This is a genomic window from Sphingomonas sp. Leaf208, assembly GCF_001421415.1.
In the GTDB taxonomy this organism is placed as follows: Bacteria; Pseudomonadota; Alphaproteobacteria; order Sphingomonadales; family Sphingomonadaceae; genus Sphingomonas.
Window position 1 is genome coordinate 1 of the sequence record NZ_LMKH01000007.1, and the last position, 26,387, is coordinate 26,387.

The 26,387-nt window shown below is 61.8% G+C and carries 23 protein-coding genes and 2 pseudogenes; 7 read left to right on the plus strand and 18 right to left on the minus strand.

The window, feature by feature from the left end; translation table 11 throughout:
- Positions 1-140 (plus strand): transposase domain-containing protein (locus ASE69_RS05145; protein ID WP_156362160.1); only part of this gene is annotated, 140 nt, incomplete at its 5' end.
- Between the two features lie 21 nt (positions 141-161).
- Here the strand turns inward: ASE69_RS05145 and ASE69_RS05150 are convergent.
- The 3 genes from ASE69_RS05150 to ASE69_RS05160 all read right to left on the minus strand — a co-directional run bounded on the left by ASE69_RS05150 (position 162) and on the right by ASE69_RS05160 (position 3,391).
- Entirely contained in the window at positions 162-458 is a 297-nt protein-coding gene (locus tag ASE69_RS05150) for a BLUF domain-containing protein (RefSeq protein WP_082452895.1), read from the minus strand.
- Complete coding sequence (locus ASE69_RS05155; protein ID WP_056483982.1) at positions 448-2,094, minus strand: putative bifunctional diguanylate cyclase/phosphodiesterase; 1,647 nt, start codon at positions 2,092-2,094, stop codon at positions 448-450. Before ASE69_RS05155 ends, ASE69_RS05150 begins: the two co-directional genes overlap by 11 nt.
- Before the next feature lie 67 nt (positions 2,095-2,161).
- Positions 2,162-3,391 (minus strand): GGDEF domain-containing protein, encoded by a 1,230-nt coding sequence (locus ASE69_RS05160; protein ID WP_082452896.1) that lies wholly within the window; start codon positions 3,389-3,391, stop codon positions 2,162-2,164.
- Between the two features lie 206 nt (positions 3,392-3,597).
- On the opposite strand from ASE69_RS05160, the pseudogene ASE69_RS05165 reads away from it, so the two are divergent.
- Positions 3,598-3,720 (plus strand): annotated as a pseudogene (locus tag ASE69_RS05165) (IS3 family transposase); the annotation flags it as partial.
- Positions 3,721-3,915: 195 nt separating this feature from the next.
- On the opposite strand, the gene ASE69_RS21090 reads toward ASE69_RS05165, so the two are convergent.
- On the minus strand, positions 3,916-4,584 hold the full coding sequence (locus tag ASE69_RS21090; RefSeq protein ID WP_235518153.1) for a hypothetical protein: 669 nt from the start codon (positions 4,582-4,584) through the stop codon (positions 3,916-3,918).
- Positions 4,585-5,092: 508 nt separating this feature from the next.
- Positions 5,093-5,497: pseudogene (locus ASE69_RS22775) on the minus strand (Arm DNA-binding domain-containing protein); the annotation flags it as partial.
- Between the two features lie 210 nt (positions 5,498-5,707).
- On the opposite strand from ASE69_RS22775, the gene ASE69_RS21100 reads away from it, so the two are divergent.
- A complete protein-coding gene (locus ASE69_RS21100; RefSeq protein ID WP_082452899.1) occupies positions 5,708-6,838 on the plus strand; it encodes a serine hydrolase domain-containing protein in 1,131 nt (376 codons plus the stop codon).
- 131 nt (positions 6,839-6,969) lie between these two features.
- Here ASE69_RS21100 and ASE69_RS05190 read toward each other — a convergent pair whose 3' ends face one another.
- The 8 genes from ASE69_RS05190 to ASE69_RS05215 form a co-directional block, all read right to left on the minus strand.
- Positions 6,970-8,193 (minus strand): S41 family peptidase, encoded by a 1,224-nt coding sequence (locus ASE69_RS05190; protein WP_056484074.1) that lies wholly within the window; start codon positions 8,191-8,193, stop codon positions 6,970-6,972.
- 104 nt (positions 8,194-8,297) lie between these two features.
- Positions 8,298-8,441: a helix-turn-helix domain-containing protein gene (locus ASE69_RS23355; protein ID WP_414882953.1), complete on the minus strand. Its 144-nt coding sequence runs from the start codon at positions 8,439-8,441 to the stop codon at positions 8,298-8,300.
- The gene (locus tag ASE69_RS21110; protein ID WP_082452901.1) at positions 8,383-9,108 is read right to left on the minus strand and encodes an AraC family ligand binding domain-containing protein; all 726 of its coding nucleotides are present in this window, start codon (positions 9,106-9,108) and stop codon (positions 8,383-8,385) included. The genes ASE69_RS23355 and ASE69_RS21110 overlap by 59 nt, the downstream gene beginning before the upstream one ends.
- A 52-nt stretch (positions 9,109-9,160) precedes the next feature.
- The gene (locus ASE69_RS05200; protein ID WP_235518152.1) at positions 9,161-9,985 is read right to left on the minus strand and encodes a retropepsin-like aspartic protease; all 825 of its coding nucleotides are present in this window, start codon (positions 9,983-9,985) and stop codon (positions 9,161-9,163) included.
- A 132-nt stretch (positions 9,986-10,117) separates the two neighbouring features.
- Positions 10,118-10,903, minus strand: coding sequence for an aspartyl protease family protein (locus ASE69_RS05205; protein ID WP_156362162.1), 786 nt, complete (start codon positions 10,901-10,903; stop codon positions 10,118-10,120).
- Positions 10,904-11,061: 158 nt separating this feature from the next.
- On the minus strand, positions 11,062-11,883 hold the full coding sequence (locus tag ASE69_RS05210) for a S41 family peptidase (RefSeq protein ID WP_235518137.1): 822 nt from the start codon (positions 11,881-11,883) through the stop codon (positions 11,062-11,064).
- Complete coding sequence (locus ASE69_RS22780; protein ID WP_235518138.1) at positions 11,807-12,508, minus strand: hypothetical protein; 702 nt, start codon at positions 12,506-12,508, stop codon at positions 11,807-11,809. The genes ASE69_RS05210 and ASE69_RS22780 overlap by 77 nt, the downstream gene beginning before the upstream one ends.
- Positions 12,505-13,341: a DUF5694 domain-containing protein gene (locus tag ASE69_RS05215; protein WP_156362163.1), complete on the minus strand. Its 837-nt coding sequence runs from the start codon at positions 13,339-13,341 to the stop codon at positions 12,505-12,507. Before ASE69_RS05215 ends, ASE69_RS22780 begins: the two co-directional genes overlap by 4 nt.
- Positions 13,342-13,587: 246 nt before the next feature.
- On the opposite strand from ASE69_RS05215, the gene ASE69_RS23360 reads away from it, so the two are divergent.
- On the plus strand, positions 13,588-14,613 hold the full coding sequence (locus tag ASE69_RS23360; RefSeq protein ID WP_414882954.1) for a serine hydrolase domain-containing protein: 1,026 nt from the start codon (positions 13,588-13,590) through the stop codon (positions 14,611-14,613).
- A gap of 347 nt (positions 14,614-14,960) precedes the next feature.
- Complete coding sequence (locus ASE69_RS05220; RefSeq protein ID WP_235518139.1) at positions 14,961-15,890, plus strand: serine hydrolase domain-containing protein; 930 nt, start codon at positions 14,961-14,963, stop codon at positions 15,888-15,890.
- Between the two features lie 53 nt (positions 15,891-15,943).
- Here ASE69_RS05220 and ASE69_RS05225 read toward each other — a convergent pair whose 3' ends face one another.
- Together ASE69_RS05225 and ASE69_RS05230 are read right to left on the minus strand one after the other, a co-directional pair.
- Positions 15,944-16,876, minus strand: coding sequence for an AEC family transporter (locus ASE69_RS05225; protein ID WP_056484010.1), 933 nt, complete (start codon positions 16,874-16,876; stop codon positions 15,944-15,946).
- Positions 16,873-18,366 carry an FAD/NAD(P)-binding protein gene (locus ASE69_RS05230; protein WP_156362166.1) on the minus strand — a complete coding sequence of 498 codons (1,494 nt, stop codon included), beginning with the start codon at positions 18,364-18,366 and terminating at the stop codon, positions 16,873-16,875. The genes ASE69_RS05225 and ASE69_RS05230 overlap by 4 nt, the downstream gene beginning before the upstream one ends.
- A gap of 224 nt (positions 18,367-18,590) precedes the next feature.
- Between ASE69_RS05230 and ASE69_RS05235 the strand changes: the two genes are divergently transcribed.
- Both ASE69_RS05235 and ASE69_RS05240 read left to right on the plus strand, forming a co-directional pair.
- Positions 18,591-19,862, plus strand: coding sequence for a PQQ-dependent sugar dehydrogenase (locus ASE69_RS05235; protein WP_056484016.1), 1,272 nt, complete (start codon positions 18,591-18,593; stop codon positions 19,860-19,862).
- 14 nt (positions 19,863-19,876) lie between these two features.
- Positions 19,877-20,737, plus strand: coding sequence for a hypothetical protein (locus tag ASE69_RS05240; protein ID WP_156362167.1), 861 nt, complete (start codon positions 19,877-19,879; stop codon positions 20,735-20,737).
- A gap of 293 nt (positions 20,738-21,030) precedes the next feature.
- On the opposite strand, the gene ASE69_RS05245 is transcribed toward ASE69_RS05240, so the two are convergent.
- From ASE69_RS05245 to ASE69_RS05255, 3 genes are read right to left on the minus strand one after another with little or no spacing between them, the layout of a single operon-like run.
- Complete coding sequence (locus tag ASE69_RS05245) at positions 21,031-22,002, minus strand: alpha/beta hydrolase fold domain-containing protein (RefSeq protein ID WP_056484022.1); 972 nt, start codon at positions 22,000-22,002, stop codon at positions 21,031-21,033.
- A 9-nt stretch (positions 22,003-22,011) separates the two neighbouring features.
- On the minus strand, positions 22,012-24,096 hold the full coding sequence (locus tag ASE69_RS05250; protein WP_056484025.1) for an alpha/beta hydrolase family protein: 2,085 nt from the start codon (positions 24,094-24,096) through the stop codon (positions 22,012-22,014).
- A 14-nt stretch (positions 24,097-24,110) separates the two neighbouring features.
- On the minus strand, positions 24,111-26,360 hold the full coding sequence (locus tag ASE69_RS05255; protein ID WP_235518145.1) for a TonB-dependent receptor: 2,250 nt from the start codon (positions 26,358-26,360) through the stop codon (positions 24,111-24,113).
- Positions 26,361-26,387: the final 27 nt, after the last annotated feature.

Below are 26,387 nucleotides of genomic sequence, written 5' to 3' on the forward strand. Positions count from 1 at the left end.
CCAACGGCGTCGACCCGCAGGCCTACATCGCCGACGTCACTGGGAAGATCGCAGCGGATTGGCCGGCCGCGCGATGGGACGAACTCATGCCCTGGAACTGGTCCGCGCAAACCGCAGAGCGAGTGGCGCAAGCCGCGTAATCTGCGGCCTGCCGGCCACGCTTACGCCCAATTCGGGAAGCTGCGCTCTGCAATTGGCTCCATCGCAAGGAGGGAGACTTCGCTATGTCGATCATCCTGCTGGATCCTCTCGAACGCGATCTCCACCACGTCAAGCGGCCCCTCAAGCACTTGGGCGAAGCACCCGGCATTGAACATCAAAGCGCCGGTGATGCCGTCCCGCTCATTGTTAACACGGCTAGTTGCGAGGATGTCATCCACCTCTAACGCAAATCTGTTAGCGTCATCCGCTGTGAGGTTGCGGCTGTAATATACTAAACGATAAATGTTAGCGGACATCGCCGTCTCCTTTGTGTTTGATAGTGAGAAATGACTGAACGTCAGCTTGCGCCATTGGCCGTCCAGTAAGGTACCCTTGCACATGGGTACAGTTCTGATCACGTATGCGCTTAAGCTGCTCGGCGGTTTCGACGCCCTCGGCTGTAATTGCCATACCGAGGCTAGTTCCCAGACTGGAAACCGCTCTCAGGATGGCCTCGCTGTCGGGATCGTCGCCAGCAACGAACGAGCGGTCGATCTTGATTTTGTTAAATGGAAATTTCTGAAGGTAGCTCAGCGAGGAATAGCCCGTGCCGAAATCATCCATCGAAATTTTCACACCTAAGGCCCGCAGCGCGTGCAGTGTTGCCAGCACGTTGTCCGTGTCGGCGAGGAGGGCGCCTTCAGTAATCTCAACCTCAAGGCGTTCTGGCTTCAGCCCTGATCTGGCAAGCGCTAACGACACGGACGCGAGCAACGTGTCGGCCTTGAACTGTAGCGGCGAAACGTTGACTGCCACCACGAGATCACCAGGCCAGGCTGCCGCTTCCATACATGCCTTCAGGAGTACCCACTCCCCAATCTTCACGATAAGCCCGTTTTCTTCGGCGACGGCGATGAAGTCGAGCGGGGGCACATTGCCGCGGACAGGATGATGCCAGCGCAATAGTGCTTCAAAGCCCATCACGGTATCGGTCGAGAGATCGAGAAACGGCTGGTAGTGGAGCTCAAACTGCTTGAGCGCTAACGCGCGGCGAAGGTCGATCTCCAACTCACGGCGCTCTTGGAGAAGCGTGTCCATGCCGTGTTCGAAGAAGCGGTAGCGTCCCCGGCCTGCCCGTTTCGCCTCATAAAGTGCCAAATCAGCATTTCGGAGGAGGTCGCGAGGCTGCATCGAACCGACCCCGAGCGCTACACCGACGCTGATGCCGATGTTCACCGTGTGCCCACCGAGCACGTAGGTCCTCCCGATAAGGTCAACCAGACGTTCGGCAAGCAGCTCAGCATCGCGCGGCGAGCGGATACCACGTTGAAGAATGACGAACTCGTCGCCTCCAAGTCTGGCAACGAGATCGTCCTTGCGCGAGGCTTTGCGCAACCTATCCGCTACCTTCTTGAGTAGCTGGTCGCCGATGCCGTGGCCCAGCGTGTCGTTGATCATTTTGAAACGATCAAGATCGAGGCAAAGCACCGCGACTGGCTCCCCCCCCTCGGCGGTGCCCGGTAATGCACGTTCAAGTGTCGCCATGAAGGTATTGCGTAAGGCTAATCCCGTCAGGTCATCTGTCTTGGCTTCCGTCTTCTCAATGGGAGCTAGGGCAACCGGCCAGAAACTGACGCAGATATTGCCCCCACCTACCGGATTGAGCAGTGCGTCGTATGCTTCGGACTGACGCGTCATGAGCCGCATGCTCGATGGGCCGTCGCCGATCGAGGCAGGGCGCAGGTAGTCGGAAAAGATATCGGCCAGTGTCAGCCCGACGATCCAGCCACCAAAACTGGCCGCAGCGGTTGCATTAGCGTAGGTAATTTCACTGTTGGCATCAACGACTAGAACCGGGTGCTGCAACGATTCGAGGATCTGCGTCGATGAGACCATTTCGGCCTCGGAATTCTGCATAACGTGCTGAAACATAATCAATTGCTCCGCTGCCATGGCAGGTTAAAATTTGTTGCAAGCACGGAAATGGGTGGGCGCTACAAGCAGTAGCTACTGAGCAAACCTAGGTGGCAACAGCGCCGGGCGTCCGGCTTTCGCGAATTAAGCAACTTACAGATTGGAAACTCGAACTCTGGTCACAAGCAAGGTACAGGTTCGGCAAGGTACCTGAGGCCAGTACGGCCCGGGAACGCCCTTTTTGCTTCGCAGCGTACAATGCCCCGTCTGCATCGAGCATCAAGGTTGAAAGGTCTGGGCCTGCTTGCGACCGGATCGAGATTCCCACGCTTGCGCTGATTTTCACCGCGTTGCCATTAACCACGAACGACGTGCCGCGTAGCGTGTCGATGAGGCGCTGCGCTGTCTGACGAGCGGTGGTAGGATCCATCTCATTGGCAAGAATGATAAATTCGTCGCCTCCAATCCGTGCAACGGCGTCCATCGTCGGCGTTACTTGTCTCATCAACTGGCTGACCTCGACTAGCAGTTGATCACCGGCCGCATGGCCGAGCGTGTCATTGATCGTCTTGAAGCCGTCGAGGTCGATATAGAAAAGCGTGGCTCCGCTCTCAGTGCTGTCTGCACGACGAGCAACGACGTCCTCAAGACCGGCACGGTTTAACAGGCCGGTAAGCGTGTCCTGACATGCGCGACGTCCGTTCTCACGCTCTGATCGCATTGTCTGAACGAGCATCGCATTCAGCCGATAGGCGGCATGCGTCATGGCATAGATATACATCGGTATCTGCAGCGCGGTTGCGAGCATGATCAGTTTACCGGATATGACACCAGCCATGGCGCATGGCCCGAGGCTAAGCATGATCATCACCATTACGAGCCGAGGTGCCGAAAAGTTACGAAATGCCACGCCGCCAGTCATGGCTGCAGCGGAAAGCACGACAAGGGTGGCAGCAAGCCAGTCCCCACTTAGAACCGTTATGAAGCAACCATAGCCTACCGATGCGGCCCAACACACCGCCGCCAATATGTAGAGATCGATATGAGCTCGTTTGCCGCTCTTCGCGGCGCGAGACCCTTTGACGAGCAGCGGAAGCCGCAGCGTAGCAAGCCCAATCTCCAGCGCAGCCCAGAACAGGAACGCCGGTGTGGGAATTCTAATGGCAACGATCGAGGAGACGAGAATCGTATTGAACACACCGCCCAGGAAGATCGGGAGCGATCCGTACAATCCTTGAACCAGGGATGGGCGGATCTCAGCTGGAACAACTCCAGCACATTCAACCAACCACCGCGTGACTGCCCAACGCGGCAGTACACCATCATCCTGTGGCATTACGATTACTCCCGGATCTCCCCCCGGGAGCTCTCCCAATTAATTGCCGTTTTGGGGTTAAATTTTGGTGAACCCGGCCCGGCGCAGATAGAGGATTGACCTTACGTGACGGGCTGAAAGCAGAGGCGCCTCGGCAAATCTGGACAGGCTGCTAAGTGGAGTTTCGGCCTGAAGGCAGCCAGCATGGCTGCCGAACAGGAGATGAGATGACGAAGCGAACACGCCGGAACCACAGGCCGGCCTTCAAGTCGAAGGTGGCCCTGGCTGCCGTGAAGGGCAAGAAGACGCTGGCTGAGCTGGCGCCGCAGTTCGACGTTCACCCGAACCAGAAGTCCGGTCATGGGTACGCGGCGCTTACCAACTGCGGCGGCGAACGCGGGGTCGCAATTACATCGCAGATCCTCGAACGCATCTCCCTCAGATCACCAAGCACCTAGCCAGATCAAAGGGCGGGCCGATGAATGAGCGTCCGAAGATGGGAACCGTCTTAGTACCGTTGAATGGCGGCTTGTGGGTCCCATCCCCTAGCTCGCTATCGGGAACTGGCGCCGAAGCGGAACAAGGATGTCTTCGATCAAAGCGGTGCGATCAAGGCCGAGAGCCGCTCGACGAATTGCAAGGATGATCGGTGGGCGCTCCCTGATTCCGCCGTTCCCCATCTGAACGGAACTGGCGTTTGACGCATGCTGGGCGCGCGTCCGCCATCCGCGGTGTTCCACGCCTGACAGGCGCGCTGCTACAACGAGATGCGTTAGCCGCTGTGTGCGATCGATGAGGTCGAGGACGCCCGCCGCGTACTCTAGCGTAGTACCGAGCCGCTGCTGCACCGCTTCCTCTATGATGATCATGCCGCTCATAGGATCAAAACCCCGCCCGCCGGCGCGCGGTTCGTCCAGCGGCACGCGCAAAGAGACGGATCCCTGCTCGGTGACTCGGATGACTGCGCCGCGCTCCTGGCGCAAAACGAGGTCAGGCCCATCCAATCCGTTTGCGGTGCCGAGCGTCCGCTCGAACAACCGGCTACCGCCGTAGAGCGCAGACTGCTCTAACTGCTCGGCAAGCTCGGGCGCTTCGAGTTCCGCCGGCCGCAGGATGCGCTGGCGTGGTCCACCAATGACGACGAGGTCCAGCATTGCTGCCATGACCTGATTTCTGTTCTCGGGCTCGAGCATTGCGATGGAGCGGGCGGTCATCTCTTGCTCGTCGACTGGAGCTGTGGCGCTCGCCAGCGTTACGTCGTGTAGCGCGCGCGTTATTCCGTCTTGCAGGTCGTTCGCCCCAACGAAGCCACCGCGGAACAGTCCGCCCTCCCAGGCCTGGACCTCTGAGATGAAGGCGGCCTGCTCCGGCCCGGGGGAAATAGCGGGGGAGACCCCGACAAGGGTTCGAACCCTTGCGCCGGAGATGGAGCGCCTCGGCATATTTCAGGAGACTGGCCAGCACCGGCACCGCACGATTGAAACGGGTTTCGGCGCACCCCGCACAATCGTCACGCCAGCGGATCACACCGGCTGGCAACACCTCGGCGACCCGCGTTCCGCCAAAGACCGGCGCAAGGTCGCGCCGCCATGCATCATGGTTGCGCTTGGAGGTCGAAGGTTTCCAGTAACGGGCAATGTCGTCCCAGTAGGTTTCGACAAAGGCAGACAACGTCGGTGTGGCCTTCACTGACCTATGCTTGGGCAAGCCGTCCAGCGCAACCTCGGCCAACAGACGGCGCGCCTGGGCACGCGCAAGGGTTGCGTCCACGTCCTCGACCCGACCGATCGTAACGCGGCGCTGCTTACCGCGATGACGAAGCCGCACTGTCCAGAAAGCGTGTCCGCTTGGTCGGATACGGAGGCCGAACCCGGCAAGCTCCGCGTCCCAGATGACATATTCCGAAGGGCGGGCAGGATGGTTTTTGCGAGCAAAATTACCGTCCAGTAGTGCCCGCTTTTCAGCTCTGGAGGCATTGGGGACCAAATAGCCATCAGAAGGGGCCAAATCAGGTTCGCAACCGACGGGAAACGTTGAGTTTTTGGGGACCATATGGCCATCGCCGCACCCCGAACTGCGGGGCGTTTTTAGAAGAGCGGCCTTTGATTTTGCTGACTTTTTTTCCATTCTGCAAGCGTAGCTTGCGTAAGGTGTGCACTACCGCCGCATCTTCCTGAACAAACGTCCGCTCCCAATGCGCCGAGACCGGACGGTGATGTCGCTTTTTGGGTCGTCGCTGACGCGGATCGATCGACGGTTTTCCGCGGCGGTGGTCTCAGCTAGCCTAGTCGCGCCGAACCTGTATGCCAGTAAGTAGGTCGCTGACGGGAGTTGATAATGGATTTGGTGTCCAGGCGGACGATGCTCGCTGCCCCGTGCTTCGGGACGCTCGCCCTAGCCATGGCGGCAGATGCAAAAACCGCGACGACACCCGGCATGCTTGCCAACATGTCCACCTGGATGGACCTGGCGTCCGTACCGGGCGCGAGTTGGGCAATGCTGGACCGCTCCGGTGCCATCTCGTCTGGTGCGGTCGGCTACGCAAAGGCTAATGCGGTGCCCGCGACACCCGAAACACTGTTCGAAGCAGCATCGCTGTCGAAGGTGGTTCTGGCGGTCGCGGTTCATGACATGGTGCGGGAGGGCTTGATCGACCTCGACCGTCCGGTGGCGGAGCATGTCGCGTTCACGGATGATGCTGCGACGCGATCGATTACGCCTCGCCACCTGCTCTCCCACTCTAGTGGCTTGCCTAATTGGCGCGACGAAGCGGGCGAGTCACTAACAGCCGCGTTCGCTCCCGGCACACGATTCCGCTACTCTGGCGAGGGCTTCGTCCTGCTCGGCCGGTTGGTCGAGGCAGTTACACGACAGACCGCCGCTCAGGTGGTTGAAACGCGGGTCCTGCGACCGGCGGGGATGGGCCGAAGCACCTATGGATGGGCGCGAGGCACCGAGCCAGCGGTCGCCTGGGCGCACGACGGAGGCGGCGGTGTACTCGTGGACAAGGGCCCAGCGGGCTATGCGATGCGTCGCGATGCTGGCCCGCCGAAACCAGTCGACCGGTGGACGCTAGGCGAACGGGAGAAAGCGGTCATCGCACTTGGCAAACCGGCGATGCCAATATTCATGACGCCCAACATGGCAGCCGGATTGTGGACCACCGCCAGCGACTACGCGCGGTTCCTAGCTTTCGCACAGCGCTATCCGGGGCTCTCGACGAAGACCACACGAGTGAAGGGAACACTCGACTGGGGGCTAGGCTGGGGAATGGAGAGTGACGGTGGGCGGCGTTTCGCTTGGCACTGGGGCACCAACGATGGCGTCGCGAACCTATTCGTGGTGGACCTCGTGTCGGGCCTGGCGATCGTGGTCCTTACCAATGGCGATGCTGGGCGTAAGGTGTACGAGCGTGCTGCCCGCACTGTCTTCGCACGCGAGTTTGATGCGTTCGCCTGGCTGAAGTGACCTCTGCCGGCCCATCCGGCTCTGCTTGCGATATGGAGAGGGCTCCGCTTTCAAGTCGCAACCCTGTTACCCGGCGCATCTCAGTCGGATTCTGGAGTATGAACAAGACGCTCGCAATGGCAGGGGATGGGTCACGCTGATCGCAGATAGCGTATTGCAGCCTCCAAAATGTTGCCGCCCATGAGGACAGGTACATCGGGTTCCAGTTCCCATCTGGGTTTATCCTGGACGTCGTAAACTGGCTCTGCTGAGTATTGCAGCGCCAGACCAGTGCGGTCGAGCCGTAACGGAAAGACCGCGGCACCTACCCGCATCATTGGCGTTCCTACGATAGCCGCACGCCCGAGACCACGCATGCCCATGGGAAAGCCTTCCGCCATGCTGGCGCTCCACCGCGTTGTGAGGACAGCGACCTTGCCGGTGTAGGTAAAGGGGCCCTGCGGCTCGACGGTCTCTGTCCAGGCAGCACTCAGTCGGTTGCCGTCGCGCCTGCGCATGCGGGCATAGGGCATCGTCTCGGTGATAAAGCGCCCCATGATCGGGCGGGCGACCGCGGTGTCGCCGCCGCCATTCTGACGAACATCGATGATGAGTCCGGGTGCATTCCGGAAACTTGCCAGCGCCGCGTCGAAGGCCGTCACAACCGCATCGTCAGCAAAGCTGCGAACGACGATGCAACCAATGCCATGAGCTAACATCCGGCTCTCGACATTGGGGAGCGTAACAGGTTGCTTCACGCGAACGGGAACGACGTGTTCCGAACCTGGAGTCGACCGCACCGTTAACGTCCTTGGCATGCCGCGCCGCCCCGATACCGCCACGTTAAGCGCAAACGCCGTTGCCGCTGGATCTGGACGGCTAAGACAGCGCGGTATTATGTCCGAGGCGATCTGCCCAATCGGCCGGCCGTCGATCGCAAGCACGCTCTGGCCAGGCGTGATGCCCGCATCCGCTGCGGGGGACCCATCGCGAACGCTTGTGACAAACGCCGTACCATCGCGGTTGGGTTCGACCCACAGATCGAAATATGGCCCGCGCGCCGCGTCCGGTGCCGGATCATTCAAGTGGGTGTGCGCGTCGTACAGTTCGCCGATCACCCGGCCAACAATGCCGGCGAACGCTTCAGACGATTGGGCGGCAGCGGCGAGCGGGCGATACATCTGCCTTACTGCCCTCCAATCGGTGCGCTTCTCCCCGAAATAGCAGTAGCGCTCGTCCCGTGTCCGCCAGAGTTCGTCGAAGTCCTCGACATAGGTCACGTCATGAGCCGGCTCGCCCGCCTGGGCTATACCCGGCGGGAATGCCGCAGCCGTACCCAGGGCAATACCAGCATGAAGCAGCGAGCGACGGGTCATGGGGTGGTGCATGTGATCGGCTTTCGCTAGTGGTCTTCCATGCGGTTAGCCGAAAGAAATCTCGCCGCCTTGAACGATATTGCTGTCGCGCGAACGGTGCGAGCTTACCTGTTTGCGTAGCGTGCCGGCGATACACCGACGATACGCTGGAATTGCCGTGTGAGATGGCTTTGATCGGCATAGCCAACATCAAGCGCAACCTCCGCGATTGGCTGACCTGCCAACAGCAGGCGTCGTGCTGCGACGATGCGGCACTGATTGCGGTACGCAAGGGGGGGTGATCCCGACTGCCTTGCGGAAGCTACGCGCAAGATGGAAGACGCTGATCCCGGATACGGTCGAGAGCGTGCCCAGCCCAAAGCCGTCGGCGAAGTGGGCGTCGATGTAGCTTCGAGCGCGCGCAACGGCATCGCTGAATACGCGGGTGTCATCCGACGATTGTTTCACCTGGTCGGCGAACAGGACCCCAGCCAGATCGGCGAGTGCGCTTTCCTGTTCCAATCGCCCCGCGTCGTCGCGACACAATAAAGTGTGCGCATCAGCAACGATGGAGTGAGACCGATCGCCAGCCAACACGGGGGAGTCAAACCGCGGCGCGTTCAGGCGCGCGGCGATGTAGGGACGTATCGCTTCGTCGGGGATGTACGCGACGCGATAGCGTAAGGTCTCACCTCCCGTCGTTCGGTTGGCATGCGGCTGGTCGGGATGAAGACGCAGTACCTGACCTGCCTCGACGTTGTAGGTTCTGCCGCCAACAGCGAGGGCCTCACAGCCTGCCATGACCGCGCCGACTACCCATTCCGCATGGCTGTGCTCGGGAAACGCTCGCTCGTTATACTCGACGGATACGAGTTCGACGCCTGGTAGGTAGGAGGGGCGGGAGAAGTGGGCATCATTTCTTACTGGCTCACTCATGTTAACGCGCCGCCTACCCAGAGCTGAACGCCGACCAGTCCAAGCAAGTATGTCATTGCGCCTTACCGATCCACCCGCGGCCAGATCCCAAATCGAGCGTCAGGTCGCACCTGCCCATCAGTTGCATGCCGATATTGCCGTCCATGATCATATTCGGAAATACGCGTGCTTGCCCGGTAAATACTACGTCGCGCGTGATCGTCGCGCTAACCGGCTGAGCCGTCCGAATGTCCGTGCGTAAGCCCAGGAGCGGCGCGATCTGCGGCGACACGAAAATGGTTGGCCCTGCGTTGGCAGAGTCCAGTTCCATCCAGGCACGACCCCGGGGAGTGTTCACCCCGATGTTGACGTCGAGGGCGGCACCTTCTGCTCCCCGCACCAGCCGAACCGGCACTTCGAGACCGGACTTCATACGCGCCGCGAGGGAGCCCGGTGTTTCGATCACGATCTGGCGACCAGCGAAGCGAATGGTGATGATACGGCCAGCGAAGAGGTCTAGTCCGATCGAGCCGTCCAGCCTGGCAGTGTCGGCATCGAGCTTGCCGAGATCGTAGACGATCGTTGTCGGTGCTGTGTAGGCATGGTTGCCCATTTTAAAAGCAACGTCATCGCAGCGTGGTAGGTCCAGTCGCTCTCCTGTCATACGAAACGCCGTGACGTTGCCCCAAGGTTCGCAGCCAAGATCGCGGGCCAGGGCTGGCGTAATCATTGTCACCCCCTCGCCGGTGTCAAACAAGAAGGTCCGCTCGCGGCCGCCAACCGATGCCTGAACAGTGAACTGCTTACCTTGAAAAAGCTCGAGGCTTATCGTTTGTGGGCCGCGGTCTTGCGATGGTCCGGCGGGAAGGGCGGCGAGCAACGCGCCCATCATCAACATTTTCACTAGCATCCCCTTTGTTCATTGGCTGGCCACCGACGCTACGGTCGAAAAACTCAGACGCCCGGATGTAGGCCGTCAAGTTCACGAGCGTGCTGCCCGTTGCGTTTTCGCCTGCGACTTTGATTTCCCTTACCCCACAGGCTTCACTGGCGGTGGGGTTCCCATGCCGGCGGGTGCTGCAACGGCACTGCGTTTGAGCCAAACCCGTCCTTGAGCGAGATCCATGGTGACCACCCAATCTTTGAGAAACGGCATGCCAAGGGATCCGTCGATCACGATGTCGGGGCTGAAGATCATCCCGGACGCTTCGACACTGGGGGCGATCTGAAAGCGGCCTTGTTGCGGCCCCTCGCCGGTAACTTTCTTCAAGCCAAGTAGAGGAAGAAGTTTTGGTGCAACCAGGATCGTGCCGCCATTGCCACTGTCCAGCTCAAGGCGCGCCGGTCCACGTTCGGTCGGGACGTCAATGAACACAGACAGCGCCAGGCCGCCAATCTCACGAGCCAAATGAGCAGGAAGCTCTACCGCGTTCGCCGTGCGCCCAGCCGCGCTTTCACGTGTTTCCAACGTGAGCTCGCGACCTGCGAAATCGATGGTTACAGTGCGTCCGGTGAATGCGTCGAGGGCAAGCAGACCATCGATCGGTGTGTCGGGAGACCCCACGTCCATGACGATTGCAACAGGGCTCAGTAGGGTTTGGTTCTTCCAGTGGATTGCAACATTGTCGCATCGTGGGGCGGTGATCTTCGTGCCGGTCATATGAAACCCGGTGATTGATCCCCAAGGTTGGCAGTCTATCTCCTTTGCCAGCGCTGGTGAGATCACCGTCAGTCCGCCTGCAGTGTCGAGTTGAAAGAGTCGCTCCCGTCCGGCCACCTTCACTCGTGCCGCTACGCCTTTGCGGTAGCTTTCCAACGGTAGCCGAACCGGACTCGTTGGGGCAGCATTCGCTCCAGACGCCACACTAATGAGCAACGCAGCCACTAATAGCTTTTTCCAAAGAATGCCCCTTTTACCGTGGGATACCCGCCCATCGAAGTAATCGAATGGATGATGCATTTTACTATTTAAGGCTAAAGAGCAGTGATCCAGCGCTCGAGCTGATCGGTATTGCGCATGTCGCCGGTGTAAGCATGTACCGGCCTGGCCGGGACGTTCGAACCGCGTTTTCTGCCGCGATACACCTTCATCGGAATGACGGCCCGGGCAAACCCGCTAGGTAAAGCGACTTGCCGTACGTCCATATAGAGCGAGTCAGCGCTCGTCTCCTGCCCGACATGAACGCCACCTAACGCGGTCCATAGGTCGACCGCATCAAGGCATGCCGAGCCGCATCCCCAGTCCGTCAGCACGAACACACGCGCTTTCAGCGCGGGAGCAGCGCCAGTTGCCGCTGGCTTTGCTTCGTCGGCATCGATTTCACGCCAGAGCGCCTGCCCGAGCGCGCGGGCAGATGTCATGCCCTTTGCTGTACGAGCAGCCCAGTCTTTCACCGCCTGCGAGACATCGGCGGAATTCTGCCAGGCGGTGCGATAGCCTTCGAGCGTGGCGATGTTTCCAGCCGAAGCGCGCCAGTCGACGCCTTCCGATCCTGATGGAAGCGCATTCACTGCAGCCTGGCCCCAGAGGATGGCCGCAATCTGATACGACCAGTCGGACGATCCACCGCCATTGCCTCGAAGGTCGAGCACGATGCGCGGCGCTGCTGCGATCGCGATGGCGTCCTTCCTCATCGATTTGATGATTGGCGTTAGGGACTTGGTATCAGCGCTGTCGGGGTCGCCGTTGAAGCCGGGGAGCGAGAACCAGCGCGTGCCGTCAGCAAACGTTCGAGCCGCGAACTCCGGACGCGCCCGCGGTGCAGTAGCGGCAAAAACGTGCGTCGAAGTCTGCATCAGGCAGATCGCGCCAGCTGAGCATCGCATCCTTTAGTTTGCCATCAACCTTGAAGCGGCAGCGGACGGGACGCTTGATGTAAGGGTTGGCGGCGTCAAGGAACAACCGACCACCATTGGTCGATCGTTGGCTGATCAGTTCCCACCTGCCTCTAAAGGCGCCGACGTTGCGGGCAGCCAAGTGTTCGGCATCAATGCCATCGCAGCTTACGAGTACTGCTCCGAGCGGTAGGGGAGCGTCATTCGCTCGGGTCATCACGACCTGACGTCCGGTGCCGTCAAAGCCGGTCAGGAAGCCGGGCCAGCGGATCGGCAGGGGGGCTGGCTGGTCAAGGTCTAGGGCGACATGTCCATCGTTGAAGCTCGCCACGTAACCGCGCATCGCCCACAGATATCCCGGGTAGTCTCCAACGGTTGCAGCCCGACGCAGGGCCAACGCCAGACTGGCATTATTGCGACGCGCAAAGCCGGGGTCGAGTTTGTTGTAGGGACCAGGGTGATTGTCGGCGATCTGGTCGTGATAAGCCTGGGCGTCTGCCCGCAAGGTCGCTGCCCAGTCGCCGGGCACGTTGGTCGCACCGATCAGCAGAACCGCCGCTGGTATGGCAAGGAGCGACAGGTTCATCTCGGCGCGGCCAGTTTGCTCGCTGCCTTCTCAAGATAGGGCCTGACATCAACCGAACTGTAGCCCGGCGTCGTCGAGGCGAAGTGTCGCAGCCAGTACCCGTGACCAGACCCATACACGACGAGGATGCGATCGCCTGGTTTGGCCAAGTTGATAAGCTTTGCGAAGATCTTCGCATTGCGCAGATACCACATGGCATTCAGATCTGCGCCAGGTTGCTCGTTACCGTCGCCAAGGCGGAGCAGGGAGTAGTATAAATCCTGTCCACCCATTGGCGTAGAGGGGTCGTTATAGCGGATCAGCATCCGCGGTATGCTGGTGGTTGCCTGCTCAGCCTCAAACTTCTTGGCAGACGCCTGGACCGTCGCAAAGGCGGCGTCGAGATAGACCTGCTGCCCGTGAGCTTTTGCATAAGCTTCGACCCGGCCGATTGGGAAATAGTCCGGTTCACCCTTGTCGGGTTGCTCGTCGATACCTTGAACGGACCGAAGGCCGGCGCGAGCAGCGATGCGGTAGCCGATCTGGGTTGTCTCGTCCCGGTCGGTCTTGAGCATTTTTGGGTAAAACGTTGCGAAGTCCGTCACATCGTAGGTCGGGCCCGGGCGTTGCGCCTCGACCATGACCCGCGTCGGTTCAAACTCAGCGATGGCATCAGCCAGTGCTTCCAGTTCGCGCTGGCGCTGCGGCGTGGTGACATCGTCGACATGGGCATTCACCTTGTCACGACCAGGGTTGCCGAAATGATAGCTACCCAGCACCATCACTTGGACAGGTTGCTGTTGTGCAGCGGTCACAGCAGGCGTTGCTGCCGCAGCGAGTATGGGTAGCAGCATGCAGGAGGCCTCCTTGGTGTGGTGCTCAAACAATACACGTCGAACGGCAGCTGTCTATCTGGATTTGCTGCATTGGACGCCGCTGTAGATGAGGTTGGTCCGAAAGCTGGCAACGACACCAGTCCCGGAATCGGTACGTTTGCGAGCAGGCCGAGTTAATCATATCCCCTGTTGATCTCATGCCCTAACAATCCGCCAAGCCAGATTATGATGGGGCGAGGGCAGTTGAGAAGACGTAGCTTCCTCATGGGTGCAGCGGGGGCCGCTTTATCAGGCGCTGTGCATGGAGCGGACGTCATACCTAATGGAGCGGTGGGCCTCACATGTTCGAAGGCGGGCGTATCGGGAATTATCTCGCAGGGCGAAGATGGCGCAATTCTCGATCCGTCGTTCCGTTGGCACATCGGTTCCAATACCAAGGCAATGACAGCCGCCCTATACGCTCGCTTGGTCGATCGCGGACGGTGCCGATGGGGCGCAAGCGTACCTAGTCTCTTCCCGGCAATCGCATCGCATCCTGCTTGGGTCGACATACGTGTCGAGGAACTATTAAGTCATTCAGCAGGCCTAACCGATACCTTCGTTGACCCTCAGTGGTTGGATGCGAGGCGCGCCGATCCAAAATCTGCCAATGAACAACGGCGGGATCTGGTTGAGCGCGTTCTTAGCAGTGCTCCGCCGGAAAGGCGGGGTGTCTATCGCTACGGCAATCTGAACTACGTGATGGTGGGCGCAGCTATTGAAGAGGCGGTCAACGTTACGTGGGAGGAGGCACTGCGGGGCGAAGTTTTCAGAGCTTTGCGTATTGCCGAAGCGGGGTTTGGGGCACCTCCTCGAACGGGGCCGTGGGGGCGGGAAGCTAATGGTGGCATATTGAAACCCATTGACCCGGCCCTTGGTGAGGCTGACAATCCGGCGGTACTATGGCCATCCGGCGGCGTACACATCAGCGCCTTGGGTTACGCGCAATTCCTGGCCAGTTATTTGGGCGGTGGGCCACCTTTTCTTCGTACAACGACGCTAAGGCACTTGCTTACTCCAGCCCAGCCGGATTTGGGCTATGCCGGGGGCTGGAGCCTTGACGGACCATCCGACTCTCCGGCCAGCAGACTAATGCACGATGGGTCGAACACCCTATGGTTTGCGAGTGCGATTATCGACCGCAAGTCCGGTCATGGGTACGGGGCGCTTACCAACTGCGGCGGCGAACGTGGGGTCGCAATTACATCGCAGATCCTCGAACGCATCTCCCTCAGAACACCAAGCACCTAGCCAGATCAAAGGGCGGGCCGATGAATGAGCGTCCGAAGATGGGAACCGTCTTAGTACCGTTGAATGGCGGCTTGTGGGTCGTTCCGAACGAGGCGGTACCGACGGTTTCTCGAAGTATCGGACTGGACCGAGGTCGACGCGCTATCCTTCACCCCAAAAAAGTTGAGTAAATTCTAGGGAATTTGCGGGGTTGTAAGGCAAACCTGAGGGGCGACATGGTGGCGATGCGGTTTATCGTCCCTCTGCTCATCCTCCTCACCGGCTGCGAGGGACCTACCTCGTTAGCAGGTGCGGCTGTCCCAGGCGCGGTCGCTGGATCTGACACGAAGGGACTCGACGCCGCATCCATGCGTGACATGCAGGCAAGAGCCTCCGCGCTCCCGCGGCTTCGTTCGCTCCTCGTCCTTCGAGACGGACAGACGCTGACAGCACAGGTGTTCAATGGCGGTCCCCCGCTAGACCGGCCGGTCAACATCAAGTCGGCGTCGAAGTCAGTCATGTCGGCACTGATCGGTATTGCCATTCAACGCGGTGTCCTTGACAGCGTCGACCAGCCGGTGCTGCCGCTGCTCAAGCGTGACGCGCCCGCCGATCCTGACCCACGGCTAGCCAGGGTGACCATCGGCAACCTGCTGTCGATGCAGGCGGGGCTCGAACGCACCTCTGGCGAGAACTACGGCCGTTGGGTGTCCAGCCCCAACTGGATACGGTTCGCGCTGGCCCGCCCCTTCGTCGCTGATCCCGGTACGGCAATGCTGTACTCGACCGGTTCCACCCACCTGCTATCGGCGGCGCTTACACGGGCGAGCGGGCGAAGCACGCTCGCGAACGCGCGCGCATGGCTCGGTGAGCCGCTTGGAATCGCGATCCCGTCCTGGCCGGCTGACCCGCAAGGCATCTACTTTGGCGGCAACGAGATGAGGCTTTCGCCGCGCGCACTCGCTCGTTTCGGCGAGCTTTATCGGCTAGGTGGTATGATCGATGGCCGGCGCGTTGTCCCGGCCAAGTGGATCGAGCAAAGCTGGACCTCGCGTGCCGTCTCGCCTTGGAGTGGGAAGGCGTACGGCTTCGGCTGGTTCCTGACCGAGATGAAGGGCCATCCAGTGCGGTTCGCCTGGGGCTACGGCGGACAGATGGTCTACGTCATCCCTGATCTACGGATGACGATCGTCATGACGTCGGACCCAAATGGCTCACGAGACACAGGGCACATCGACGCGCTGCATGGCATCGTCGAGAATGCGGTCGTTCCTGCTGCGGAGCGAGGTGCGTCGTGAGTTTTGCCTAGCTGCCATCGGCTGAGCGCGGAACCAGCACAGGGGAACCATGACTAACGCGTCGGTATGGCCGAGTGAAACATGCCCACGATGAGCAGGACGAGGACAAGGGATACGACGCTCGACAGCGCGACAAGGATCGCTGCTGCCTTCCGGTTCGTGTCGAGGAGGGTCGCGAACAGGGTCACGTTGCTGGCGATCGGGAACAGGGCGACAAGCCCGACGATCACGCGGTCGCGCGGGCTCAATATGCCGACGAATGCCGCTTCTAGTGCGAGCGCCGCGCCGAGCAGTATTAGACCGGCGATCTGCCTGACCGCGAGGATGCGCGTCATCAGCCTTGGCCGCCAGTCGTCCCGGCCGGTTTCGGCAAGGTTGAGGCCAATCACCGCCATGCCAAGAACCGAGACCAGTGTGCCGGCGATCGAGACGATAGGCGCTGCCGCTTCGGGCATCGTGACGCCGCCCCACTTCGCTAGTAGCGAGCCGATGACGACATAGACGAGCGGCACCCGCAACGCCTTGGTCGCTTCAGTGCGTGTACCCTCCTTGGTACGGGCAATGAGGAAATACCCGATTGTGTTGCCGTACAGGGCACTGCCGACATACGCGCAGATCACCGTCGATACGCCCACCTCGCCGAATAACGCCTGGCTGACGGGCACCCCGAAGAACGCGACGTTGAAGAACGAGAAGGACGCCGACAGCAGTTTCGGGTCGAAGTCGCCGCCGAGTCGCTTGGCCAACCGGTATGCGGGGATGCTCATCAGGGCGGAGACGACGAACATCAGCGGCGGGATCACCAACAGCTGTCGTGTTTCCGCACCGAGCACCTTGTCGATGACCAGCAACGGGATGAGGCCGAAGACGAGGACCTTCGAACACAGCTTCGCTGCCCAAGGCACACGAGCGCCGAAAGCCCATGCCAGCAGGATCACCCCGTAGAGCGGCAGGAGCGCCGCGGCGATGTTGCCGAGCGCGCTCATTGTTGGCGCAAAATGTCGTCGACCGCACGGCCGGTGCATTCGACGTTGAACCAGACCGCGTTGGTGTCACGCAACTCGCCGTTCAGCAATTGGCCGAGTGCGTAGAGTCGTGGCGCGTCGCGCGTGGCGGATATGATCCGACACGTTGCCCGGTGGGCGATGGCCCCGCCGACCGGATGTGCTTGCAACCAGTCCTTCGCGAGCAGGTCCTTGATCAACGTCTCCTTCATCTCATCGAGCGTGGTGGCCTGGCCCGTGGCGTTCACGACGACCGGCGTGTCGAGCGTGTCGCCATTCTCGAACCGGACGGTGAAGCCCGTACCGCTCTCGTTGGCAACGGTCTCGTCGATCCGCCCGCGTACGCTGAGCAACCCGCGGGTCATTGCATCCGCCAAGCGCCGTGCGTTCGCCATCGGCGTGACGAAGCGCGCCGCGGCGAAATGCGGCGCCAACCATTGCCCGAATCGTTTCTGGTCGGCGGGGCGCAACAGGTTCCATATCGCCGTCGAATCATGCCGCGCGGCGGTGAGAATGCGCTGGAACGGTTCGTCTCCGGCTTCCGCTGCCGCAATGTCGTGCAGCAAGGCGACCTTGGCGTCACCGTCGTATCGGTCCTCCGCCTGCCAGTCGATCGCGCGTCCGGCAGCCGTCTCGGCTTCAAGACGAAAGAGGCGGAACAGGTCGACCACCGAGAAGGCGCTGCCCCGCTCGCGGATCAGCCGATGGACGTTTCCAAGCGTAAGGTGCTGACGGTCATAGCCTGTCTCGGGCGCCGGGATCTCAACGCGTGGCAACATCCCCTCCTTCGATATCAGGTGAATGTGACCGCGATGCCCATCGTCCAGCAGTGTCATGACCGCGTCGATGGCACTCAGGCCGCTGCCGAGGACCACCACGGACTGATTTCGGTCGATTTTCTCGGTCATGCGGTGGGCGGGGTAGGGGGAGTCGAAGTAGCCGGGCGTACCGTTCAAGTTGCCGAACCGATCCGGATCGGGCGTGCCGATCGTCAGAAGGACGACGTCCGTCGCGATCATCGACCCGTTCGCGAGCCGAACCGTCGCCGCGGCATGATCGCCCTCGATGGCGATAGCTTCCTCGCGGTGGACGTGGACATCGATCCCGGTGGTCCGTGCCTGATCGAGCGCACGGTCGAGAACCTCTTGCATATAGACGCGGTATTCGCGTCGCTGCGGGTATTCGACGCCATCGGGATCTAGCGGGGAGCCGGATGCCGCGCGCCGCGCTTCCAGCCAGGTTCGGAAATCGCCCGGCTCGCGGTCGTAGAGCCCCATGAGGCGGGATTCCGTGTTCAGGAGATGCCCGGGTTGCTTCGTGCCGAACGCCAATCCCCGCGCAAGCTCATCGTCACGCTCGATCAGGTGGATCATCCAACCTTCGCCCGGATCGTAGCTAAGCCGCGTTACAGCTTCGGCGAATGCGGCAACGCCGCAGGCACCCATGCCGATAATAGTGAGTGTTTTCGGCATGATAGCCCGTTCGCTGAGGAACGGCGACAACGCGCGGCAGCCTTTTCGTGCCACGGTGAACGTGAAACTTTTGTCATTTTAAGTGCTTCGAGCAGTTCCCCGACCATGGGACGTTGCACCAAGGGCCGATCGCTCGGACCCTAATTAATTCGCACGGCTGTCTGTCTCGCGGATATCCCTGAATGTCAGGGGGTTACACTATCGATCATAATCCGGGAGACATTATGAAAACGATCCTTGCTACCGTCACCGTTTTAAGCCTGACAAGCGGCGCCGTCGCACAGAAAACACCGGCAGTGGTCGGCCTGAAGGCGCAAGCAGAGCCCTATGCGACCGCGTCCGTAGTCAACCACCCCAGAACGATTGGCTGGCCCGAGGGACGTAAGCCGAAAACGCCGCAAGGGTTTGAGGTAGTCAAATTCGCTGGCAGACTGGACTATCCTCGCCAGGCGCTGTTGCTACCTAATGGCGACGTGCTGGTCGCAGAGGCTCGTACGAAGCCCAAGCTCGATGCCGAGCCGGACGTCCAGCGTGGCCAAGCCCTGTCGAAGACGACCGGCTTCAGCGCCAACCGTATCACCTTGCTACGCGACGCGAACCGCGACGGCGTCGCCGAACAGCGTTTCGTACTAATCGAGGGGCTCAACCAGCCGTTCGGGATGCAGTACGGCAACGGTCGCCTGTATGTCGCTAATACCGACGGAGTCGTCAGTGTCCCGTTCACGCCCGGCCAGACGCGCGTGACTGCAACGCCGCAGCCGATCGTGTCGCTGCCTGCGGGTGGCTACAACAATCACTGGACGCGAAACCTGCTACTCAGTCCAGATGCGCGAACACTGTACGTGTCGGTTGGCTCGGCGTCCAATGTCGGTGAGCATGGCATGGACGAGGAGACACGCAGGGCAGCAATTCTCGCGGTCGATCTTCGTACCGGACGGGAGCGTCTTTATGCATCCGGGCTTCGCAACCCGGTCGGTATGGCGTGGGCGCCGGGATCGAACGTGCTGTGGGCCGCCGTCAACGAACGCGATCAGCTCGGCGACGATATTGCGCCGGACTATCTCGTCGGTGTGCGCGATGGTGGTTTCTACGGATGGCCCTACAGCTATTACGGCAAGCAGGATCCGCGTCATGCGAACGACAAGCGCGAACTGTTGGCGACGACGTTGATGCCCGACGTCGCGGTCGGTCCCCATGCCGCGGCGCTGGGCGTAGCGTTCGCACAGGGAACGCCGGCCGAGCAACAGGTTGCTTATGTCGCGCGGCATGGCTCGTGGAACCGGTCAACGTTCATCGGGTATGACGTGCTCGCGGTACCATTTGCGAACGGAAGACCGACGGCCGCGCCGCAGCCGTTCCTGACCGGGTTCGTCGCGGACGAGAAGAAGAATGAAGTCTACGGTCGACCGGTAAGCGTCCAGACGCGCGATGACGGTGCGATCTTCGTCGTCGACGATGCCGGGGATACCGTGTGGATGGTGCGACGCACCTCGTGACCATACCGGCCTTGATGGTTCTCGCAGCGACGCTCGCGTTGGTCGCTGCGTCACCCGCGTCGTCGCAGACCGTGCCGTTCATCGACACCGAGGATGCAACGTTATCTGAGGTCGATGTCGGCGGTGGGAGCGTTCATCCGATCGTCTCGTTCGACGTCCGCAACGGCGATTACGCGCGAGGTGCGTATGACGACGATGCCGCCGGTTTTGGCAGGGTTCCGGTCCATGTCTCGGTCGGCGCCGCCGCAGTGCTGAAGCGCGGTGCGGACGGGCAGGGGACGCTGTTCCTCGTAGGGCAAAGCTCAAACGGCTTTCACGCGCCCCGCCCCGACGAAAGATCCCGACCGCGCGGTTGGTACGAAAGCAACACGATCGTCGGTCTGGCATGTCGACCGGTCGATGGGCTGTCGGCCGCCGCAGCCTATGCCATCAAGGCAAGTCCCAACGGCGTGGCGGGGACGACCCATGAAGCCAGCCTGACGTTCCTGTACACCGGCAAGGACGCAGTGGGATTCCTTGCTCCCCGCTTTACCGCCACGACGCGGACGAAGGGGCAGGGCGGCTTCTACACGATCGTCGGCATAGCCCCCGCTTTCCCCCTCACGCGCGCAAAGGACGGCCCTACGCTCACGGTGCCGGTCTCGGTCGGTGCCGGTTGGCGCAGCTTCTATGCAGCGGATAGCGGAGACAGGGTCTACGGCAGCGCCGGGATGAGTGTGGCTCAGCCGTTGAGGATTGCTGGCGCGAAGGCTTCATTGCAGGGCGAAATTCTTGCTCTCGTTCGTGACCGTCAGCTTAGGTGGCTCGACGCTCCTGGCGGCACGACCGCATCTATCGTGCCTTTGGCAACGATATCGATTGCAATGGCTTGGTAAGGTAGACCCTCACGTGTGGGCCAACGACAACCGAGCGTGGACGAGAGGGGGCGAACCCTGCCAATCGATGCCGATGAGATACCGAGATATATGAAGTGGCAGACGAGAGATGATACTTGATTCAAGAAGCCGTGAGAGGGGCAATATTGCCGGCTAATTCGTAGAATTTACAAAGAAGACGGTGGTGCAGCTGTCAGCCTGGCGGGGCATTTGGCGAAGCGGCGTAGACCTGAACGAACGTCAGAAAGTGGGGAAGGCGCGAAGCCAGTTGGGCGTCCGGTTTTGGGTCGTCATTACTTCGGCAAACGAGAAAGCAGTTGCTTGCGGATCCATGACGCGCCGTCACGGATTGCCTGCTGAGCGAGAGGGGCGATCGACATCGCTTCGAGAAAACTGTGAGTTGCCCCCAAATAAACGTTGCGTGCCACGGCACAACCGGCAGCCTGTAATCGCTCTTCAAGGGCGAAGCTTTGCTCGGCGAGGACGTCAAGTTCTGGGATGATGAGCAGGATCGGCGGTAGGCCACATACGTCGCTCGCCGAGAGCGGGCACGAATAGGGATCGTCGCGTTGATCGCCCGATACGAGATAGTGATCGAAGAAGTACACCATGTCCGCTTGGGTCAGGAGCGCGTCTGGGCCACCATACGCCGCCTCTGCTGCGTCGGATACATCACTTGAGAATGCGCCGTAATTCGAGAGTATGCCCCGGATCGCAGAGTGCCCGGGGGCGTCGCGCAGCTTCATGCACGTCGCTAGGGCAAGGTTCGCGCCTGCCGAGTCTCCGCCGATCGCCAAGCGCGTCGCGTCGATGCCGAGTTCGGCAGCATGCTCGCCAAGCCAGTCGACCAGTGCGACGATGCGATTGAGCGCATCCGGATACTTCGCTTCCGGCGACAACGGGTAGTCGATCCCGATCACCACGAACTGCCCGGCATCAGCGTATTCGCGCATCAGCCGGTCATGCGTGTCGAGGCTGAAGAAGACGAAGCCGCCACCGTGAATGTAGAGCAAGGCGGGCGCGTTCTCGAGCGCGACGCCAACCGGACGGTGGATCCGCAAGCCAAGCCTGCCGGCACCGGTTTCGACCTGGATGTTGCGGGTCTCGCGCATGACCGGTCCGCCGGCGGTCCAGCGTGCGCGCACCAGTTCGGCGATCCGCCGTGCCTCCACCGTCGATACAGTGTCAAGGGACGGATACCGGCTCCAGTCCTCGCGCAGGATCTCGGTAAAGATACGGATGTCGGGGTCGAGAGCATTGTCCATGAGCTGGTCCTAGAGGTGCGCGTCGAACCAGGCCAGGACACGGCGCTGGATGTCGGCCTGATGCTCGGGTTCGTGGAACCAGTGCGTTTCCCTCGGATAGCGGACCATCTCGGTGGGTTTGCCGAGCAACTTCAGACCGCGATAGAATTCGAGACCGAGCGTGACGGGCACGCGCGTGTCCTGTTCGCCGTGCAGGACGAGCACGGGCGTATGGACCTTGTCGAGCAAGCGGATCGACGACGCGCGGTCGAGATCGCCGAGGTGCGCGGACGGCTCGCCGAAATAGCCGGTGGTGAAGTCCGGAGTGTCGGTGATCCGTGCCATCGCGGTCATGTCCGTAGGCCCGGCACCGACGATCGCCGCCTTGAAGCGGTCGCCGTGCGTGACTGCCCAGGCCGACAGGAACCCGCCATAGCTCCAGCCGCCGATGCCGAGCCGCGCTGGGTCGGCGATCTTCTGGGCGACGAGCATGTCTACACCGTCGAGCACGTCCTGATAATCCATCCCGCCCCAGTCGTTACTGACCGCGCGTGCGAACGCCGTACCCTGGCCGTCCGAGCCGCGGGGATTGGGCAGCAGCACCGCATAGCCGTGGGTCGCGAGCATCTGCGCCCATTCGTGCCAACTGCCGAGCCATCCCGACCACCATGCCCATTCGGGGCCGCCATGAACCTGGACGACGGTCTTGATCGGCGTGCCGGCGACGTAGCCGGGCGGCGTGACGAGAACGCCGTGGATCGCCTGTCCGTCGCGGCTGTTGGTCCAGGAGACTTGGCGGACCTGGCCGAGCTTCCAGGTCGCGACCTGCGGGTTGATCGTCGTGACCGGGCGGACGCGGGCGCCGTCGATCGTCCAGACGTCGGCGGGGCGGTCGGGGCTCGACAGCGAGACCGCGAGATGGCGCCCGTCGCGGCTGGCGGTGATGTCGGAGGCTTCGCCGTCCAATTGTGCCAGCGGTATGACGCGTCCCGTTTTGCGCGCGATCCGGACGAGCTTCGATCGGGTCTGTTCGAACGACAGCGCGACGATAGAGCGACTGTCGGCCGCCCAGCGGACCTGCGTCAGCAGGCCGGGGTGATCGTCCGCCAGCGCCGACAGCGTATCGATGGTGAGGTCGTACACGCGGGCGCCAACGCCGATGAAACCCGGCGTGCGGATTTCGGAACCGAGGATTGCGGTGCCGTCGGGGGACCAGAGCGGTCCTTCCGCAGCATGCTCGATCAGCGTCTTGCCGACCGTGCCGCTCGCCGTATCGAATAGCGCGATGCGGGAATGGTAGAAATAGTCGTTGATCGCGGTCGTGTCGGTCACGCGCACCGCCATGCGCTTGCCGTCCGGCGACCACGCCATGTTGCTGACGCTGACGTGGGTCGGAGAAACAGGCCGTGCCGTGTGGCTGGCCAGATCGAGAATCCAGAGCCGCGTCACGTGGCGCGTCTTGTCCATCTCGACCCAGTCGCGCTTGGCCGCGCGATCGGCCTTTTCCGCAGAGGTATCGGGATCGGTGCTGAGGAAGGCGATTCTGGTGCCATCGGGCGACCAGACGAAGTCCGCGATGTCACCGGGTAGCGCGGTGAGCGGAGTCGCTTCGCCGCCATCGCGCGCGATCACCCAGAGCTGGCGGGATGGCTCGCCGGACGCCGCCGGTGCGGTCGGCGGGGTCGGCGGGGTCGCGTCGACCGGCGCGCCTGGGCCGGCCGAGATATCCGGTTTGAACTCGAACCCGGTATCGGCACCACCCGACAGAGGGTTCTTGCGGTTCGAGAGGAAGGCGATCGAGCGTCCGTCCGGCGACCAGCGCGGCGTGTCGTCCGCGCCGGCGCTGGTGACGAACCGCCGGGCGGGCGCGCTGCCGTCAGTGGGGACCGACCAGATCGTCCGCTGCTCGGGGCCGAAAGTCGCCATCTGCGGCTGGACGGTGAACAGGATGGTCCTGCCGTCCGGCGACATCTCGACATCGCGCATATCGTGGAGCCGCATGATGTCGGCGGGCGCGATCGGCCCGCCCTTTTCGGCGGCCACAGGCGTTGCGGTCTGAGGAAGCGGCGCGGTGCCGGCCAGCAACAGGGCCAGCACCGGCAGCGTCGAGGTCATGCGATGCCGCACCCTCAGAACCCGATATCGACGCGCAGGCCGTAGGTGCGTGGCCGGATGATCGAATAAGCCGGGGCGACCTGATCGGTGAACGGCGCGTTGAGGACGCCGCGCTTGTCGAGCACGTTGTTGACGAACCCGAGCAGCCGGACGCGTTCCATCACGGTGACGGAGGCGCGCGCGTCGAACTGGTTGAAATTCCCCCGCGTGTTGGTGTTGCCGAACGCGACGGGGGCGGACGAGACGTAGCGATGCGCGATCTCGAACGTCGGTGCCAGTTTGACGTTCGGCAGGTCGAGCACGAGATTGTTGGCGACCGCCCATTTCGACGACCCCGGCAGCGTCGTGCCCGACGCGTAGCCACCGCCGACCGCGAAGCTGTCCGGCAACAGGCTGGTAAGTTGCGCATCTTGATAGGTGACGTTCGAGCTGAACGTCAGCGCCCTGGTCAGTTTGACGGTGCCCGAGAACTCGACGCCGCCGATGTTCGCGCTGCCGGCGTTGGTGACGTAGGAGTAAAAGGCAGGTGCCGGGCCGAACAGTCGTGCCTGGATGTTCTTCCAGTCGATCGTGAACACCGTGGCGTCGAGCAGGATGCGGTTGTCGAACAGGCCGAACTTCACGCCGGCCTCGTAATTGTCGACCGTGTCACTGTCGTACGCGGCGGGAATAGCCGACAGCAGCCCGGCATTCGGATTGATCCCGCCGACCCGGAAGCCCTTCGAATAGGTCGCGTAGGCGAGGAAGCCGGGAACCGGCCGGAATGAGATCGTCGCCTTGGGCGTGAAGCCGTCCTCCTTCTGGTCGACGCTGCCCCCCGAGCCGACCGGCGTGTATCCGCCCGGATAGCCGCCGAGCGCGCCGGCCTGGTTGGTGACGGTCGCCTTGGCGCGCGTGTCGTAATAGCGGCCGCCGACGGAGATCTCGAACTGCTCGACCGGCCGCCACGACAACTCGCCGAAGATGCCGAGATCGGTGTTCAGCGTGTCGGAGGCATAGCCGTAGATGCGGTCGTTGGGCGTCAACTGCGTCCCGCTATAGCCGCCGAACAGTGCCGGATTGGCGTTGATGAAGGCGCCGGCACCCTGCTGGTAGATCTGGTCGTAGCTGAATTTCTTCGCGCGCAGGTAGCTTGCACCGATCAGCCAGCGGACTGGACCATTGCCCGCGGACGCAAGCCGCGCCTCGACCTGCTTGATGTTCGCGGTTGCGTCGCCGAGAGAATAGGCGGCGGCGTCGCCCGTCGTGACGCCGGTGACATAGGCATAGGGGTAGGAGAAGACGGTTCTGTTCTTCTTCTTGTCGACCGAGCCGAACACGGTGAAGTTCGCGAACCCAAGATCCTGGTCGAGGCGTAGCGAATTGAGAAAGAAGCTCGTCTTCTGCGGCTCCTCGCGCGCCGACACGCGGGTCAGCGAATCCAGCGAGGTGAGGTAGGTCTGGTCGGACAGCTTGCTCTGCTGATAGGTCGCCAGATACGTGATCTTGGTCCCCTCGGCCGGCGTGAAGACGATCGACCCGCGCGCGCCGCGGGTGCGGAAATCGTTGCTGCCCTGGTTGTTGGTGCCGGTATTGTCGAGATAGCCTGCATCATAGCGTTGCAGCGCCATCACGCGGACGGCGAGCTTGTCCTTGATGATCGGCAGGTTGAACATGACCTTGCCGGCGTAGTTCAGGTCGCCGCTCGCGTTCTTGGTCGAACCGATCAGGCCCTGTGCGGCGGCGTCGATCTTGCCCGGATCGGCGGTCTTGACGACGTAGTTGACGAGACCGCCGAGCGTCGACGAACCGAATAGCGTACCCTGCGGCCCGCGCAACACCTCGACGCGGTCGAGATCGAAGGTGTCGACGTCGGGGATGCCGATCGGGAAGCCCGGCTCGACCAGCGGAATCTCGTTGAGATAATAGCCGACCGTGGTCTGACCCTGCTCGTGGTAAGTGGTCGCAGCGATCCCGCGGATCACGACTTCCGATATGCCCGGCTGGTAATCGTTGAAGACGACGCCCGGCAGGCGCGCGATATAGTCGGAGAGGCTGTTGGCGTTGGCCTTGGCAAGCTGGTCGCCCGTCACCGCGCTGATCGGCATCGCGACGTTGCGCAGCGATTCGTTGCGCTTTGTCGCGGTCACGACGATGTCGTCGGAGCTGTTCGTGACCGGCTCGGACGCTACGGGCGCGTCCGGAGACGCGTTGCCGGGCGCCGTGGTGCTGGCGACCTGTGCGGCCGCGGGAGTCGCGGTCAGCGAGAGCGCTGTTGCGCTCACCAACGCCGTCGTAGTGAGAAACCGGTA